The organism is Nocardia carnea (genome assembly GCF_029869215.1).
Classification (GTDB): domain Bacteria; phylum Actinomycetota; class Actinomycetes; order Mycobacteriales; family Mycobacteriaceae; genus Nocardia; species Nocardia carnea_B.
The window spans coordinates 28,574-45,605 of record NZ_JARWPM010000135.1; the positions used below are offsets into that span (position 1 = coordinate 28,574).

Sequence of the window (17,032 nt, forward strand, 5' to 3'; positions counted from 1 at the left end):
GACGGCCACGACTGTCGGTGTGGACCGATATGACTCCGTGTTCGCGGGCAATCGCAGTGGATAGGGGCTCATACCAGTGCGCGGCCTCCGGAAATGCAGGTTCATCGAATACTTCCTCCTGCATCGTTCGGCCCTCGCGCGAGCAAGGGGTCGTCCGCAGCGAGTCCAGGGCTGCACGGTCGATAATGCCCTGTACCCGCAGGTCAGTGCTTCCCTGTGGTGGGAATCCACCACAATGGGGGCGTCACGAAGGGAGACGCGCACATGGTCGGCTGCCCGTGCTCGAATTCCTCCGCGAGCCGGGCCGTGCTCGACAGCCGCGGGCGTGAGCGAACGAGTCTCGGTCCGCATCGCGCTCGCCGAGGCAGGTGAGATCGTGGGTCTCGGCGATTTCTTCGCGGACAATTGGGATGAAATCCTCACCGGCGGGGCGAGTGTGGCGGGGTTCGCGCTGCGGGGGACGCCGTGGGGCATCGCGGTGGGTGCCGCGGTGGGCGGGATCACGGCCGCGGTACAAGGCGAGGATTTCGAGGGCATCCTGCTCGGAACCGCCTACGGCGCAGTCGGTGGTGTGTTCGGGGCGGCGGGATTCGGTGTCCGAGGGGCCACCCGGGCGGCTCAGTCGATGGACATGGCGCGCACCCTCACCGGAACGGCCGCGCAGAAGGCCGCGATAAACAAAGGACTACTCGGGGTCCTGCCCACCAGACTGGGTGGGGCGCATGTGGCTCCGTGGCGGACGTACCTGGGTCTGGCCGGCGCGTTCACCACCGGGTGGACCGCCGACGGTATCCGCAACACAGTGGGCGAACATCTCGGCTACCCTGCCATCCCGCTGATCGATATCAGCGAGCAGGAGCTTTCCGATATTCCCGAGGACATGCCGCATATCTATATGCCCGATCCGCACAATTTGCCCGAGGGTCTCGAATTCACCACGCCGATGCAGCGTAATTTCCGCACGCTTCCCCCCTTCGGCTCCGACAGCTGGACCAGCTTCGGTACGAAACCCCGGGAGTCGGACGACCTACCGAAGGAAATCGACGTCACCGAGATCTTCGGAGCCGAGCACGCCGGGATTCCGGACTACGCGCACCATGTCGAAGCGTTGCGGGATCGGTACACCAGGATCAGGTCGCGGGTCGAAATCGTGGCGGAGGCCGTGGAGCGATCCGCGGCGCTGTGCGAGGGCGGTCGATACGATTTGGCGTCCTCCATCATCACCCAGAACAAATACGCGGGAACCGATCCACGTGATCTGAAGAATCTCACCGCGTTGCTCGCCGAGCACAACGAGAAGCTCAGCGAGGTCAGCGGCATGCCTGTCTTCTACGTCGACCCGAAACGGCTGGGCGAAGGACTGCAGAGCGAGGACGCGTACACATTCGTCCTGATCGAGTCGGGCTACGCGAATGCCGAGACGATCATGTCGTACTACGCCGGCCGGTTCGAGGAGGTCGCGGCGGAGGTACGGTCGGAGGCAGCCGATGACGAGGATTCCGGCTCGAAGCAAGAGGACCGGTCCGCTGACAACAGTGGCGATCCCGGGTTCGATCCCGCCGCCGCTGGCGACGCGGCTGCGGCTGCGGCTGAACAGTCGGCAGACACCGGCCCCAGCCGGGTACCGGCACCCGAGCCGTGGGATCTCGGCACCGATGCCGGTTCGAGCGGTACCGATGACCCCGGCGCTCGTGCAGCGACCGATTCCGGCCCGGCGGCCGATACGCCCGGTGCGCGCGGGACCGAACCCGCGGGCTCGCCGATCGCGACACAGCCGGGGCAGACGCCGGCGCCCAGTCAGGATGCCATGGGCTCGGCGCTGCAGGCAATGCTGTTGCCGCAGTTGATGCGCGGTGCGATGGGCAACCAGCAGGACGGCTCGGGCGACAGGCACCGCACGGCGGGCCAGGAACCGGAAGACGGCAGCTCGGCCACCGCGCTGCGGCCCGGAGTGGTCGCGGCGCCGAGTCCCGGACAGCCCTCTCAGGGGCAGAACACCGGATCACCAGCGGCACCGGCCGTCCCGGCGAAGACGGTCTCGCCCCCACCCGACAGTTCCCCACCGCCGGGAAGAACGACCGGGCAAGCCGAGTCCGGGCGGGTGGTGTACACATTCCCGGATGGACGTACCCAGGAGGTATCCGTTGTGGTGGCACATGGACTCGACCTGGCATTCGGCAATGCGGCAGGTACCGATGCCCAGGCCGCCTATGCCGGGACAGCGGCCGGGTGGACGGATCCGAAGCGCATCGGAGCGCGTGTCGATCCCGCTCAGCTGACCACCGGCGACGTAGGGCTCTGGGAGAACCGGACCGCGCTGCTGGTGGTATTTCCGGAAGAATCCGCCGCGGAGGCGACAGTGGAAGCGGTGGTCGACGGAGCTCTGCAGCGGGTGACCTCACTTGCGGAAATGCGCGATGGGGCCGGCGAATTCGGTGCGTTCGGCGGATTCTTCCATCCACCCGGTACCGAAGCGGCGGCAGCGGCCGGAGCTGCGGAACGCACGGGTGAAGCAGCCGCCAGTCCTGCTGCGGCCGACGTCGTGGTACCGGCGTAGGAGGCACGGTGGTCGAATTCCGGGATGTCGCCGCGCTGGGTTTCGATCTCGGCGTCACGTTCTTTGCCAGCAAAGCAACCAATAACATGCCCTGGTTCAAACAGGGTGCCGCGGACGTCCTCAGCGGTTATGTGGGAGGCGTCGGGGCCGACATGATCGCGAACGGGCCCGGGTTGGACAGTTTCGGCGCTCCCGGTATGGCGGGTGCCGGAGGAGCGTTGCTCGGGACGGCAGCGGGACAACTCGCTCGAACGGGTCTCCGGGCCGGAGGCAGAAGCGCCGATGACGCGCTGACCCAGGCGCAGAATGTGCACAGTACAGCCGCGGACCAGGCCAGGCGCCTAGAGAACGCGGAGAACGCCGTAACCGGCGCAGAGGACAAACTCCGTGACGCGAACAGGAATTTTCAAAGGCTGGATGACGAGTTCCAGGACGCGCAGCGAAGGTTCGACGCTGCCGAGGCAAGGCTCAACGGCATGGATCCCAGAGATCCGGGGTATGCCGCGGCCCAGCGGTCGTTCGACAACGCCGAGCAGGCCTTGACTGCCGCGACCAACGCCCGACGGGCCGCCCGGCAGACGCTCGACGATGCCGAGGACGCCGTTCAAACGGCGCGCCGGGATCTCACCGACGCGCGGAACGCACACGGCGGGTTGCAGTCCGCGGCCGATGACGCCGAAAAGGCAATGAAGGCGGCGGAACGCCGGAAGAATATGTGGGGAACCGACGGGCACGCGGTCAAATGGGTGAAGCCGACTCTGGTCGCGATCGGATCCGGTGCCTTTGTCGCGGGGGGAGTAATCGATTGGGGATCGGGTACGAACCCGGCGGGCGCCGGGTCGGTCGACCTCATGTGGGACGGGTACGCCCCCGCGGCGTCCGAGGGCCTGGCCGGGCAGGCGCCGTTCGCGGAATCCCAGGTGAATCCAGGGGTGCGGGTGGTCGGCGGGCGAGGGTTCTTGCTTCGTCCCGAGGACAGTTTGCTGAATCCCCAGCTGATCTCCGCCTATGGCGGCGCGACGGGCTCGTTTGCCGCCACGGTGGTGGACGTCTATCAGATGAGTGGCGACCTCGAGAAGAAGATCGAACTGCGCCTCGATCCGGCCCCCCGGATGCCACAGGGGATCACCGTCGGTAGCAGTAGCGGGGGTACCAGCTACGAACAAGTGACAGCCAAGGTCGAGTCTGCGCTGGACGACCTCTACAAGTCGGAGCTGAGCAATAAGGATACAGCTGCGAAGGTCGAGGAGATCTCGGCAACGGTGAAGGAGAGCGTGGGCTTTCTGATCAACGGTGTGAACACCCAGGTGCAGCAACTCACCGCTTCGCCCGAACTCGAGATCAATTTCATGAGCATCGTGTCGCAGGGTTTCGACGAACTGATCGGGATCCTGGAGAACGCGGCGAACGCGATGGACCGCGCGGCATCGGGGATCGAGGACCCCAGCGCCGGCGACGAGGAGGCATCCCAGGAGCTGGGCGACCGGGTGGGTGCGCTGGAAGACAGCCTGAACGATCGCTCGCTGTGGCCGGACGGTTCGGAAATCGGCACGCCCGACCCCACCCAGCAGGAGGGGCTCGGTGTGGGGACCCCGGAGGTCCCGGGGACGGCCAGTGCCGACCTGGCCGATGCGGCGAAAGAGATGGAGGACCGGGCGAACGAGGCATTGCAGGCGTCGACGCCGTCGACGCCGGCCGGTTCGCTCGGTAGCATCCCCGATCCGTCTGCGGCGGCCAACGGGATGATGGGGAACAGCCTGCTGAGCTCGCTGTTGCCTACCTTGTTATCGCAAGCCGCTATGCGCAACGGGGCCGACAGCGATCTGGCCCGCCGGATCGACGATATCGATCCGTCGCGGTACGACGCGGCCGCGGCCCCCACCATGCCCGCGGCCCGGCCCGCCGCGACCACGCCGTGGTCGACCCCACCGGCCACCACACCGGCCCCCGCTCAGCCCGCGCAGCACCAGAGCGGGCCGCCACCCGGTGCGACCTCGAACCAGCCGGGCGCCGGGCTGCCGAAACGGGTACCGGGCGCGGACGGTCTGGTGGTCTACCCGTTCCCGGACGGCCGGACCCAGAAGGTGCCGCTCACCGTGGCACTGGGCCTCGACAAAGCGTTCGCGAACAAGACCGGGACCGACGCCCAGGCCGCCTACGCCGGTACTCCCGCCGCGTGGACCGACCCGAAGGACATCGGTCCGGCCGTCGACCCGTTCCAGCTGGCCACCGGTGATGTGGTCACCTGGCTGGTGGCGGCGAAGGACGAGGGCCGCGTTCCCGCCGGAGCCTCCGCGGTGGTCGGGACACCCGCCGGTGGTCCGTCGGCGGGGGAGCAGACACCGCCGGAAGGAGAGAAGGAGACCGGCGATCAGCCCGCCGCCGGCGGCTCGCCGGGCAAACCCGAGTCCCGGTCTGCGCTGCTGGTTGTCTTTGGAGAGGGCGAGTCCGGCACCGTGGAAGCGATCGTGCACGGCGAATTGCAGCAGTACGCACCGGATATGACCGATCCGGACGGCCGCGCTTTCGGTGAGTTCGCCGGATTCAAACATCCGAAGGGCATCGAGGCCGCCGGCGATACGGGCCAGGACGGCGATGCGGCGGCCACCACAGGCACCGATCAGCCTGTGGCCGATATGCCGGCATTGGCCGCCCCGGCCTGACGGTGCGAGAGTGACAGGCGAGAGGAGACCGGTATGGCGTTGAATGTCGATCTCGATGAGCTGGTGGCCGTAGCCGGGCAGTCCGCGGATATGGCGCGGATCACCGGCGCGGCGATGCCGCGGGAATGGGTCCTGCCCGCCGGGGCCGACCCTATTTCCGCGCAAGCGGTTCCGCAGTTGAACGCCGATGCCGCGGCGTTGTTCAATGCGACCGTCGGTGTGCTGAACAAGATTCAGCGCGATGCGCACCATATCGGGCAGGCTGCGGTCGAATACGCCGCGGCCGACGACGAAGGCGCCCGGCTGCTCAACGCCTCCGGCGGCAATCTGGTGGCCAACCCGGTTCCGGCCGTGGAGCCGGTGGGCTTCCGCCGGGTACCGCCCGGACTGCGTGAGATGCCGGTGGTGACCGGGGATCCGCTGACCTTCGCGCAACAGTTGCACAGCGGTCCCGGCCCGGAACCGGCGCATCGATTCGCCGATTCGGTCCGGCTGTTCAACACCAGCTCCCGGGCCCGAGCGGCCGATGACATGGACCGTGCGGGTTCGGTATTGCAGCACTGGACCCCGGTGGGTTCGGAGGTGGCCGAACGGTTCGCGACCTACCGCGGCTGGATGGACGTACTGGGCGACGCGATGGAGAAACTGGCCCAGGGGGCGGACACCTACGGCAACGCGTTCGCCCGGGCCAAGGAGAAACATCCGACACCGGAGGAGATTCTGGCTGCTCGGAAAAAAATGCTGGCAGCGGCGCGGGCCAAGAACGAGGCCGCGCTGGCGGCGGCGACCGCGGAATACAACGACCTGAACCTCCGGGCGGGTGAAGCGGCGGGTTCGTACGTATCCGAAACGGGTACCGGAGTCGCGGATTCATCGCAGAGTTCCGGCTCGGCGGCGGCACAAACCGGCTCCGGATCCAGCGACCAGATGCTGTCGCAGATGCTGCCCATGTTGATGAGCATGATGGAACTGGGCCAGAACGGGCTGTCGGAGACCGAGGAGATCTCCGACGACTACTACGACGACTACTACGACGATTACGGACTCGGCGACTACGCCGTCCCGTCCTACGGCAGCCCGACCGGCGGCGCTCCGTCGGTGCCCGGCGGCGGGATACCGAGCGCTTCGGAGGTGCAGACGATTTCGGCATCGACGGTCATGCCGCTGACACGGGCCGTCGGCAGCGGTCTCGGTGCCCCGCCGCGGGTGCCCGCGGCGGAGAACGTGGCCGGGGGCAGCGCCTACGGGCGCGGCGCGGGGGGAATGCCGATGATGCCGATGATGCCGATGGGGGGAATGGGCGGTGCGGGGGCCGGGGCGGGCGGTGGCGGCGAGGAGCGCAACCGCATTGTGGCCTGGCACCCTGATCGCCTGATGTATGTCGACGACACTCCGCATACCGAACCCGTTATCGGGGAACGGCCCACCATCGCGCCGACGGTCACGCAACCGACCCCGGCCCCGGCCAATCAGGCCCCGACCCGCACCGGAGGCAACGCATGAGTATTCATCCCGATGTGCAGGCCGCGCTCGACGCGGCGCGAGAACTGCGGCACCGCATCGCCGATATGCGCGAGCGTATCGACGAGGTCCGTGCCCGTCGCCCGTCCCCGAGCGGCACCGTGATCCCGGAGGTCGACGCCATGGGCCGGCTGACCAGTTTGTATCTCGCGCCCGGAACAGCGGACCGGTTCAGTTGCGAGGAACTGGTGGCCGAGATCATGGCCGCGATCCGGGAGAGTACACAGGACGCCGCCCGCCAGTACCAGGTGATCATGGAAACGGTGATCACCGACGACGCCGCGGAAATCGCCGGCGGCGACGACCGGGAACCGGCCGGGGTGGGAGACCCGGCACGATGACCGCCCCGGAACAGATGGAACCCGAGGAGCCGGTATCCGCGGCCGACGCCATCAGCTGGCTGCACGAGGAAGGGCTGGCGCGGCTGGCGGCGTTGGGCGGAGATTCGGCCCTCCCGACGGTCGCCTACACCGTGGATGTCGCGACCGGTGTCATCACGAAGTTCCCGGCCGCCAACGGTGGGATCGGTGCGGACTCGAGCACCGTCGGCGCCGACGATCTTCCGGGTCCGCTGGAAACCGCGCGCCGGCTCGTGATCGTGGGAATCACCGGTAACGACCAGTTGCTGGTGGTGGACCTTGCGGGATCGTTGGTGATCGGGATCAACGGTGACCGGCCGGAATTGGCCGCGCGGTCGTGGGTGAGTCAATTGCTGCTCAATCCCGAGGTCACGATCACGACCAACAGCGCGGAGGTCGCGCTCGGCGCGGGGCCGCGCTGCCGCAAGAGTTTCATCCCCGGCGGCGGAGGATCGATCATCAGTGTGGACGACGGAAGTCCACCGGTGACGACCGTGTCGATGAATTCCGATGTGGAAGGCAGCGATTATCTCGAGTTACTGGGGGATGGCACCGGAGAGATGTATCTGGGCGCCCGGGTCTGGCAGTTGCGCCTGGTGCTGACCATTGCCGACGCGCCCTGGTCGGTGCTGTCGGAAACCCTGGCCCAATCCGCATAGTAAACGAGGAGATGGCGATGGCCGACGACTACGACGACTACGACGAATATCCCGCCGACGGTTTCGACGATACGGCGGACGCGAAACCCGCGGCGGCACCGCAGATCCACGAGGTCTTCAACCCCGACCATACGGTCGGTGTCGCCTGCGGCCGGGACGGCGAGGTGGTGGGTATGCACATCACCGACGAAGCCAAGGAGAACGGCGAGGCCTGGCTGAGCGCCGAGATCCTGAAGGTCGCCGGGCTCGCGCACGCGAAATCGCGGCTCGGCTTGCGCCGTGAGATGGAGGCCAACGGGGCGCGCGCCTATACCGTTGATTCGTTCGGGTTGCCCACCGAAGCCGCGTACCGGGCGTTGGAAGACGAAGCATTCGGCCTACGACCCGCGTGAACCGTACCGGTAGGACCGGCACGGCCGAGAGAGGGACACGACCATGGTGAAAATCCTTTCCCTGGACGATCTGACGGCGATCGTGGGTGATGCCGCGGGCGCGTTATCGGTGATGACCGACTGCGTCGGCACGACCGTGGATTCCTGGGCGACCAGGTCCCACTCCGAATGTGAGCTGGACCAGGCCACGCTCGAAACGCTGGATGTGATTCGTGACCTCTTCGGCGCAGGATTGACAAGCGTGCTCGAACAGTCGGGTATCACAGTCGAAGCCACCGGCCTCGGTGCAGCCGTACTGCGCAATTCCGATATCGACGCCGGCGATGCCGTGCGGTCTGCCGAGGCCTGACCGGCCCCGATGGCACCGGAGCAAACAAGCCCGTACTGGGATCGGATCGTCGGGAACAACTGGCCACAGATCCCGCCGTCGGCCTGGCACGGTCTGGAGAGCGCCGCACGGGACGGCGCGGCGGCGCTGAACCTATCCGATGTCGAACAGGCACGGCGGGCCTTCGAGGAAACGGTTCAGCAGTCGGCCGGTCTGGAGTACATCCGGCAGGCGCTGGTCGCGCTGGAGAACAATCCGCGGGCCTTCGCGGCGGCATTGACGGCCGCGGCCGATACCTTCGGCACACTCGGCGATATCGTCCGGCGCACCCGGAACCAGATCCTCGATGTGGTCGATGACGCGGGCGACCGGATCGAAGCCGCCACCCGCGGCGACAACAACGACGACGGGGTAGAAGACGACGAAGCCGAGGCCGCGACCGACCGGCAGACCACCGATGCGATACTCGCCGAGGCACGCGGCGATGTGGAAGACATTGTTGCCGCGGCACTGCGTTCGTTGGGGCCGCAGGGGCTGCCGCGACTGGACGATATCGCCGAGGCATTGGGCCGGCCCGGCCCGTGGCGCAGTGGCTCGGCGCCCGGTACGGCGCCCGGGCCGCCCGGCAGGCACGTACCCCGCAACCGCGGTGATCGGTGGGAGCCGGGGTCCGGTTTCGAGCCGGGACCGTGGAACGGAAACCCCGGCCGGTCCGCGCTGGTGCCACCCGACACCGTATTCGGCCAGGTGCTGATCGATATCATCGACGATCTGCTGGCACCGGATGCGGTGCCGCAGGCCCCGGTCCAGCCGCCGGTGGTCGCTGACGTGTCGGCGGGCGCACCGGACGCATCGGCAGGCGGGCCCCCACCGGCCGCCGGGCAGGGTGCCGAAGGACAAGAGCCGGCTCTCGGTGGCGCGCCCCCGCCCGGACAGCGCGCAACCGTGCCGGACCACCAGGCTCCGGAAACCGGTAACAGCGAAGCGGCCGTACCCGTGGACGAGCAGCCCGCTGCCGATCGGGGCGAAACGGACGGGCACACAGCGCAATCGCCTGCCGGTACCGAAACCGCCGAAACCACGGCGGATCCCGGCACGCGGCCGGTCCTGGAGGATTCGGGCATATCCCCGGCCGGTCCGCGGATCGGCGGAGCCGCGGACGAAACCGTGGTCGCCGCGCCCGGCATACTCGGGGCCGCGCCCCTGATGGGCTCGGCGGGTGCGGCGAGTCCGGAACCACCGGCCAGGAGCGCCGCCGCATCCGGTGGTGCGAGCGCAACGGGTTCGGCGGCCGGTTCGGCGGCCGCCTCCGCCACCGTGTCCGGTACGCAGGCGTCCCGCGGCGTCGCCGGACCGGTAGAGGCGCATCGGGGTCCCGGCGCAACCGGGAAAGCGCTCAGCACGGCCAATACACCCGGTGTGGTGGCGCCCGGCGGAAAAGGTCCGGGTGTGCTGCCGGACAGCCTTCCGGGCGAGGACAAGCGGCGCGGTGCGGGGGAGGCCGTCCAGGACGCGGTCGGTGCGGCCATGGCTGCCTCGGCCGCGCCCGCCTTCGTCGTCGGCGAGCGGGTCGACGGCGATCTCGTGCTCGCCCGCACCCTGCTCGGTGGAATCCGGGCCGCCGCCGACCAATGGGTGGTGGGTGTGGACTGGGCGGTGGCCGTGCTGCGGCATCCGGGCGGGGTGAGCGCGTTCGTCACCTCGAACGAGGGCCGTGGGTGGCTACCGGCGCGGTTGTATCTGCCGGCCGAGCTGTCGTTGCCCTGGCTGTGGACGGTGGCCGAGAATTCCGGCTGGGAAGGTATTGCCGATCCCGCGCGCATCTTGGTGGAGTTCGCGATCGCCTGGGGCGCGAAATCGGGTTCGAAGCTGTCGGCATTGGCCTCCTCCCAGCCGATCGACCCGCTGCTCGGCGGGCAACTGAGAACGGTCGCGCTGGCCGGCTCGGTAGGTCCCTCGGATGCCATGGATCTGCGGAAACCCACGGCCGGCATGCTGGATCGCCTGGGTCTCACGGCAACGCCGCGGCTGCTCGATCGTGCGGTATCCGTGCCGGACCACGGTGTGGCGCTGCGGTGTCTGGAGCTGGCGGTCGACGCGCATATCCGGGTCGAGCGGGCGGGTATTCGTACTGTGGACGCGATGGGAGCCCCCGAGCTCAGGCTGCGGATTCTGCGGGCTCTGCGGGACGGCCGGCAATTCGCGGGGGGCTGGTGGGAGGAGATGCAGGACGCAGATGATCTGATCGCGGCGACCGCGCTCGGGCATCGCGCCGCGACCGGCCGCATCGCGCTGGGTGAGTTGCGTCCCGATGCCGCCGATCTGGAACCCGATTCGGAGTTGTCGGTGCTGCGTGCGCTGACTTTCCAGCGCCGGTGCAACGAGCTGGTACTGCTGCTGGCCGAAGAGCCGACACGGCAGACCCTGCGCGACGCCGTCTACGCACATTCGCAGATCCTGGCGCACCCGCATTTCGCGCGGCCACCGGCGGGCGCACCGGTGCCGCGGTTGAGCGCGGTGTCCACCGGCACTACCCGGTGATCGGAAACGTCCACCATCGCTACCGCTCCCAGTGTTGGGAAGAATCGACAATGAGGGGGTCGGTGGTGGGAAAGGATTGATCGAGCATGCCGGAACGGCTGGATATCGACCCTGATTTACTACGCCAGCTGGCTCTGCAACACGATCAGGTCGCGGCGGAGACGCGGGAATGGGCGCAGCCGCCCACTGAGTGGCTCGCCAATTTCGAACCCACCTACGGCAAGATCGCCAACCCGGTGAAAGAAGCGCTGGAACGCTATTACACGGCTCGCCTGCGGGCGGGTGAAGCGCTCGCCAGGGAGCACGAGGAAACCGCTCGATCACTGCGTGAATCCGCGGACACCTATGAGCGGACCGATGCCGCGGGCGCGATCACGGTCGCCGGTCCGGACGCAGACAACCCCCGCGCGGACACCGTATTCGGCAGCCCGGCTCCGCTGATGAACGGCGGCACCGCCGGCAATACTGCCGCCGGCCCCGTACCGGTCGGCGCGACCACCCCCAACGGCTCCGGTATGACGCCCGCGGGAACCACCCCGCCCACCGGGCCCGACCAGCAAGGCACCGGCACGCCGACGGTCGGCGCAGGTGGTGCGACCCCAGGTGTCACGGCCGCCCCGGGAAGCGTGTCCGCCGGCGAGAACCCGGCGGCGGCCGGTGCGACTTCCGCTGCGGCTGCCAATGCCGGTACGGGGACGGGAGCGTCCCCGGCGGGGACCGCCGGGGCGGTTCCGCCGGGTGGCATGGTGGGCGCCGGTATGCCGGTGGGCGCCGGCGCCGGTGGCGACGACCGCGGTTCCACGGCGCCGCCGGCCAGAGCGACAGCGGACGGGAGCGGAGTCCCCCCGGTACTGGCGAGCCCGTTCAATTCGGCGGTATCGGCAGCCAAGGACAGGGAGGCCGAGCCCAACTACATCGTCGGCGATGCGGTGAACGAAGACCTGGTCCTCGCCCGGACACTGCTCGGTGCGGTGCTGGCGGCGACCGATTCCGAGGTCGGGATGACGTGGGCGGTGGCCGTGCTCCGCGGTCCGGCGGGTGCCGGGATGTTCATCACCTCGAACGAGGGCCGTGGCTGGCTGCCGGCCGGGCTGTACCTTCCGCGCCAGGTCTCCACCCCGTGGTTGTGGGACGAAATGCTCGGTGCCGACGGGGACGAAGCCGCGCCGTGGGAGGGTGTCGCCGACCCCGCCCGGGTCCTGGCCGAATTCGGCCGGGCCTGGGGTGCAAAGGCCAATGCCGCACTGTCCGCGCTCGTTTCGTCGGGACCGATCGATCCGGCCCTGCGCGGACGGCTCGGTGAGGTGGCCATGGAAGGAATGGTCGGGCCTTCCGAAGACGTGAACCTGCGGGTGCTCACCCCTGATACCGCCGATCGGCTCGGGATCACCGGGTCGGTTCCGGCACTGGAATCGGTATCGGCCGTGGCGGACGCCGACGTGCGGGCCCGCTGTATCGGGCTCGCCGCAGAGGCACACGCTCAGCTCGGCCGGGTCGCGATACCGGGGTATCGGGACACCTTCGGCACCCGCGCGCTCCGGGACCGGATCCTGGCCAAGGTGGAACGCGGCGAGGATATTCCGGAATCCTGGTGGGACGAACTCCGGGATGCCGACGATCTGCTGGCGGCAACCATGGTCTCGCAGCGCATCGATGTGGGTCGAGTCGATCTCGGCTCCATCCGGGTGGGCGACGAAGTCGATCTGTTGCGGGCGCTGGTCTGGGAACGGCGCTGCAACGAACTGGTGTCCTTGCTGAACCGGGAATCGGATCGCCAGGTACTCCGCGACGCTGTGTACGCGCACTGCCAGATCCTGGAGCATCCGGCATTCGCGACGCTCCCGGCAGCCGTGGCGGCCGGCGTGGAGACTGCTGCGGAGCGGCCTGCCGATACCGCGGGCCGGTCGGTCACCGCGCCCACCGGTGCGGTGAGTGCTCCGGCCACCGATTCCGGTCCGCCGGCGGGTGTCGTGCCACCACCGGTTGCGCCGCCGCCGGGCACCGGGCAAACCCACTGAGGCCCGGCCACAGCGGTAGCCGATCTCCGAAAGCGGCCGCCTGGTCGCGGGATCGCGGGAAGCCGCTGCCCGGGCCGGCTATCGTGGCGGGTTTCCGGCCGGATCGCCGGCCACCCGGTCGGGCGGAACTCTCCTGCGGTTACTTCGCTCCGCGGGTGTGTTCCCGGCGGTGAACCGCAATGTGAGCCGAATAGCCGGCGAATCACCGAGAAACGGTGAATGGCCGTGGGATATGTTGTCCCGGTTTCGTACCCGACCGTAGGGTCCGTCCGCGGCCGACGGCTGCGGCCACTACCCGAGCGTGCACACCAGTCGTCGTCCGGATCGGTCGGTACGACAGCCCGATAGCCTTCGTGCGAGACCTCGCGGGGAGTGAGAGAGGCTTTCGATTCCGTTCGGATTCGGTCGCGCGAAATCGCGCGCCGGGGTGCTCGGGGAAGTCAGACCTGTTTGCTGGGAGGTGTCGGGCCGTAAGGAACTTCGGTCTGAGGTGTCCCCGGCGGCGTGTTCCCGTTCGGTGGTGCGGTCTCGCCCGGGGTGGGCGCTGCAGCCTGTGGTGCCGGGGCGGTGGGGTCGATCGGTGTGACGGTGCCGGGTGCCGGCTCGCTGGGCGCAGCCTCGCCCTCTTCCCCCTCTTCGTCGTCCTTGTCCTTTTGTCCCAGTAGTTCGGGCAGCATAGGCATCAGGGCCATCGGCAGCATGGCGAGCATCGGCAACATCGACGCGATACCGCCCATCGCATTACCCATGGCCGCACCGGCCGCGCCACCTCCGCCGGATCCGCCACCGCCCGAACCGCCACCCGCCGCATCGACGTTGGTGTCCTGCGCGGCCTGGACCTTATCGTGTACGGCGGTTACCGCCGCCGCGATGTGGTCGAAAATCGCAGCTTCCTGGGCGGCGCTGAGCTCCTTGCCGATCACCGACCGCAACGCGGCGTTGAGGTCGGCCTCGATGTGCTGGATGGCGAAAAGTGTCTGCGCCTGCTCGGCTGCCACCCGCTGCGATGTGCCGCCCACCTGTGCGTCCATATCGACCAGCGAATCCTGCCGGGCGCCGGCGGACAGCACCTGTTGTTGATACTGTTCGACACCTTTTCCGGATCCCGGCAGGTAGGCCGCCTGGACCTTGTCCGGGGTCTTTCCGTTCCGGGGCGGTGGCGGCGGATCGGTGCGTCCGAAGCCGAGGATGTCCACCGACTTCTGCATCGCCAGCTCCGCGTCGCCGATGAACGCATTGACCGCTGGTTCCTTGGGGAGCCGCACCAGCTTTATCCGATAGAGCGGCTTCGAGCCACCCGGTGCGGAGATGACCTGCAGTCCGCCGGACGTGCCCGCGGCAGTGCCCGATCCGGAGAGTATTTCGTTCGATGCCCCGGTGGTTTCCCCGGTGGTCTCACGCTCAGCGGCCAGCACTCGGTTACCGTCGAGGCCGGTTGCCGCCGGACCGGTTTCCGCCGGGCTGTATCTGCTCGACAACAACCGCTGCCCCGGGAGACCCGTGTTTCCGGGCGCAGGCTCGGTGGTCGTATCGGGGGTGTCGAGCTCCGCGTCCGTCGTGGCTGTATCCATCCGCTGTCGTCGCCCTCCCGTGCTGTCCCCTTCATTGTCTTGTCTTCCTGGGGATGGGAATAGGACCGGCGCCGTTCATGCGGGTGTTGTCGCATAGTCGGAACGAATACAAGGGGCGTAATTGCCGAGAAGTTGCCCGGGGTGCCGGGGCAGGGAGGTTGTCGGTGCGATGGGCGAGGGCGAGCTGATCGTATGCCGGCACTGACCGACGACGTGAACGGCGTATTGCAGGAATTACTCGGGCTGTATGGAGCGGGACAGCCTGCCGACCGTGCGGCGGCGGCGCTGCTCCAGAGTAAGGCTGCCGATCTGGGCCGGCTCGCCGGAATCGGTGCCCAGGGGTACGGGGACAAACTGGGTGTCCATCGAACCGTCCTGGAAACACAGCACGGGCGGGACGGCGTCGTGGGCAAGACGGTTGCCGAGTCGGGTGCCGGGACGCTGAACGGCCGCGGGGTACTCACCACCCAGATCTCGGATCTGCAGGCACGCCTGCAGGCCATCACCGCCGTCGCCGATACGAGGTTCAGCGGTCCGGCGCTGCTCGATTCGGCCCAGCAGACCATCGCCAACGCAACCAGGCAGGTGAATGCGGATATCGACGCGGCACGAAGACAGGCGGCACAGATTATGCCGCCGGTGGCTCTCGCCGCCGGACACGGGCGTACCGCGTCCCCGGCGCCCCGGCGAAGGCGGCGCCGGCGACGGCCCCGCATGGTGTCGGCCCAGCAGGTCACGACCCAGCCCGTTCGCCGGCGAACTCGCCGGAACTGGGACAAGACGAGGGGCGGTCGCGCCGCGCAGGCCGCGGACGGTGCCCTGGGCCTGCCATATATCTGGGGCGGCGGAGGTGCGGGCGGCCCCAGCGGCGGTGGATTCGACTGTTCCGGGTTGACCCAGTACGCCATCGCGCAGGCAACCGACGGTGAAGTGGTGTTACCGCGCACCACCTATGAGCAGATCTACGCGGGTGAACGGATCGATCCGCGGGACGTGAAGGAAGGCGATCTGGTGTTCCCCGCCGGATCGTTCAGCGCCCGCGGACCCGAACATGTGCAGTTGGCCGCCGGTAACGGAATGGTGATCGAGGCGCCGTATTCGGGTGCCACGGTAACCTATTCGCCCATGCCCCCTGATGCTGTGGTGATCCGGGTTCTCTGAGCAGGGTTTCGAACTTGGCCCTGGACCTTCCCCATGAAGTCGTGGTGTTCCTGAACTTCATCGGTGTGCCCTATCCGGACATCGATGAGGACCAGGTGCGCGCACTGGCCGGACATGTCCGCACCTTCGCGGACGAAGTATCGGGAACCCACGAATCGGCCACGGGGACGATTTCCGATATGAGCGCGGTCTATCAGGGACAGTCCTATCGCGCGTTGGTGGCTTCCTGGGCGCAACTGAGTTCCACCCATATGGAGCGGCTCGACCAGCTGTGCCGAGGAGTTGCCACCGCACTGGAAATCGCCGCGGATGTGATCACCGCGGTGAAGGTAGCAGTGCTGGCCGAGCTGGCGCTGCTCGCCTCTGCGTACACCGCCGCGATGGCCGCCACCGTGGTCACCTCGGGCGCCTCCGCCGCGTTGAGTCAGGGCCTGGCGCTGGCGGCCCGGCGGCTGGTCCGGGCGATGGAGGAGATGCTGGTCGCCTACATCCTGGCGGAAGTGCTGAGCAAGGCGATCGAACCGCTGGAAGAGGCGGTGTCGGAGATGATTTCGGGCGCGGTGTACGGGGCGACCGCGGATATGCTGGGGGTCGATCCCGGCGGCGCCGATATCGTGCTGGTCGACCCGGACGAGTTGCGGCGGTACGCCCAGGTGCTCGACAACCACGCCGACGACATCATGAAACATGCGGCCGATTTCGGCGCGAAGGTCGCGGCGCTGGATTTCAGTACGCCGGTCGCACCGGTCGCCCCACCGCTCGACGCCGGACGGACCGGAACGACCGGTTCGGCAGCGACGAGTACCGGGACCGGTTCGCCGGACGCCTCGTCTGCGACGAGCGACCCGGGGCAGCGGAACTGGATACCCGGGCCCGCCCGTGGCGCAGACCTCCCGGCGGACGGTGCCGGGGGACCCTCCGGGAGCCTGCCGGCGCAGACGGCCCCGGGCGGAACGGGGCCGGGGGTGCCCGCCGCCGCAACGGCGCTGGGGACTGGATCGGCTCCGTCATCCGCCGCGCCGATCGCCGGTTCGACTTTCGATCCCGCTGCGGGGGGGGGGGGGGGGGGGGGGGGGGGGGGGGGGGGGCCCGCCGGGGGGCGCGCCGCGCGGGGGGGGGGCGCGGCCGGGCGGGTTCGCTGGGTGGGATTCCCAGTCGCGGAGCGGTTTCGCGGGGGCGGCGGCCGGGGACACGTAAGATCGTGTCTCAATAACTTTCCGCTGTTTGCTGTTCGAATGCTGAATGCCGATGTCATGACCGGG

Annotated in this window: 11 protein-coding genes and 1 pseudogene; 11 read left to right on the plus strand and 1 reads right to left on the minus strand. The window is 68.6% G+C overall.

The window, feature by feature from the left end; genetic code table 11:
- The first annotated feature begins 325 nt into the window (after positions 1-325).
- The 9 genes from QH276_RS08870 to QH276_RS08910 all read left to right on the plus strand — a co-directional run bounded on the left by QH276_RS08870 (position 326) and on the right by QH276_RS08910 (position 13,038).
- Entirely contained in the window at positions 326-2,557 is a 2,232-nt protein-coding gene (locus QH276_RS08870) for a hypothetical protein (protein WP_280398889.1), read from the plus strand.
- Positions 2,558-2,565: 8 nt separating this feature from the next.
- Positions 2,566-5,220, plus strand: a complete 2,655-nt coding sequence (locus tag QH276_RS08875; protein WP_280398890.1) for a hypothetical protein — start codon at positions 2,566-2,568, stop codon at positions 5,218-5,220.
- Positions 5,221-5,253: 33 nt separating this feature from the next.
- A complete protein-coding gene (locus QH276_RS08880; RefSeq protein WP_280406690.1) occupies positions 5,254-6,723 on the plus strand; it encodes a PPE domain-containing protein in 1,470 nt (489 codons plus the stop codon).
- Positions 6,720-7,082: a YbaB/EbfC family nucleoid-associated protein gene (locus QH276_RS08885; RefSeq protein WP_280398892.1), complete on the plus strand. Its 363-nt coding sequence runs from the start codon at positions 6,720-6,722 to the stop codon at positions 7,080-7,082. Before QH276_RS08880 ends, QH276_RS08885 begins: the two co-directional genes overlap by 4 nt.
- Complete coding sequence (locus tag QH276_RS08890; protein ID WP_280398893.1) at positions 7,079-7,759, plus strand: hypothetical protein; 681 nt, start codon at positions 7,079-7,081, stop codon at positions 7,757-7,759. Before QH276_RS08885 ends, QH276_RS08890 begins: the two co-directional genes overlap by 4 nt.
- A gap of 17 nt (positions 7,760-7,776) precedes the next feature.
- Positions 7,777-8,151 (plus strand): hypothetical protein, encoded by a 375-nt coding sequence (locus QH276_RS08895; RefSeq protein ID WP_280398894.1) that lies wholly within the window; start codon positions 7,777-7,779, stop codon positions 8,149-8,151.
- 43 nt (positions 8,152-8,194) lie between these two features.
- Complete coding sequence (locus QH276_RS08900) at positions 8,195-8,500, plus strand: hypothetical protein (protein WP_280398895.1); 306 nt, start codon at positions 8,195-8,197, stop codon at positions 8,498-8,500.
- Between the two features lie 9 nt (positions 8,501-8,509).
- On the plus strand, positions 8,510-11,020 hold the full coding sequence (locus QH276_RS08905; protein WP_280398896.1) for a hypothetical protein: 2,511 nt from the start codon (positions 8,510-8,512) through the stop codon (positions 11,018-11,020).
- Between the two features lie 86 nt (positions 11,021-11,106).
- Positions 11,107-13,038 (plus strand): type VII secretion target, encoded by a 1,932-nt coding sequence (locus tag QH276_RS08910; protein WP_280398897.1) that lies wholly within the window; start codon positions 11,107-11,109, stop codon positions 13,036-13,038.
- A gap of 440 nt (positions 13,039-13,478) precedes the next feature.
- Here QH276_RS08910 and QH276_RS08915 read toward each other — a convergent pair whose 3' ends face one another.
- Positions 13,479-14,609, minus strand: coding sequence for a hypothetical protein (locus QH276_RS08915; RefSeq protein WP_280398898.1), 1,131 nt, complete (start codon positions 14,607-14,609; stop codon positions 13,479-13,481).
- A gap of 192 nt (positions 14,610-14,801) precedes the next feature.
- Between QH276_RS08915 and QH276_RS08920 the strand changes: the two genes are divergently transcribed.
- Both QH276_RS08920 and QH276_RS08925 read left to right on the plus strand, forming a co-directional pair.
- Positions 14,802-15,770 carry a C40 family peptidase gene (locus QH276_RS08920; RefSeq protein WP_280398899.1) on the plus strand — a complete coding sequence of 323 codons (969 nt, stop codon included), beginning with the start codon at positions 14,802-14,804 and terminating at the stop codon, positions 15,768-15,770.
- A 14-nt stretch (positions 15,771-15,784) separates the two neighbouring features.
- Positions 15,785-17,032 (plus strand): annotated as a pseudogene (locus QH276_RS08925) (hypothetical protein); the annotation flags it as partial.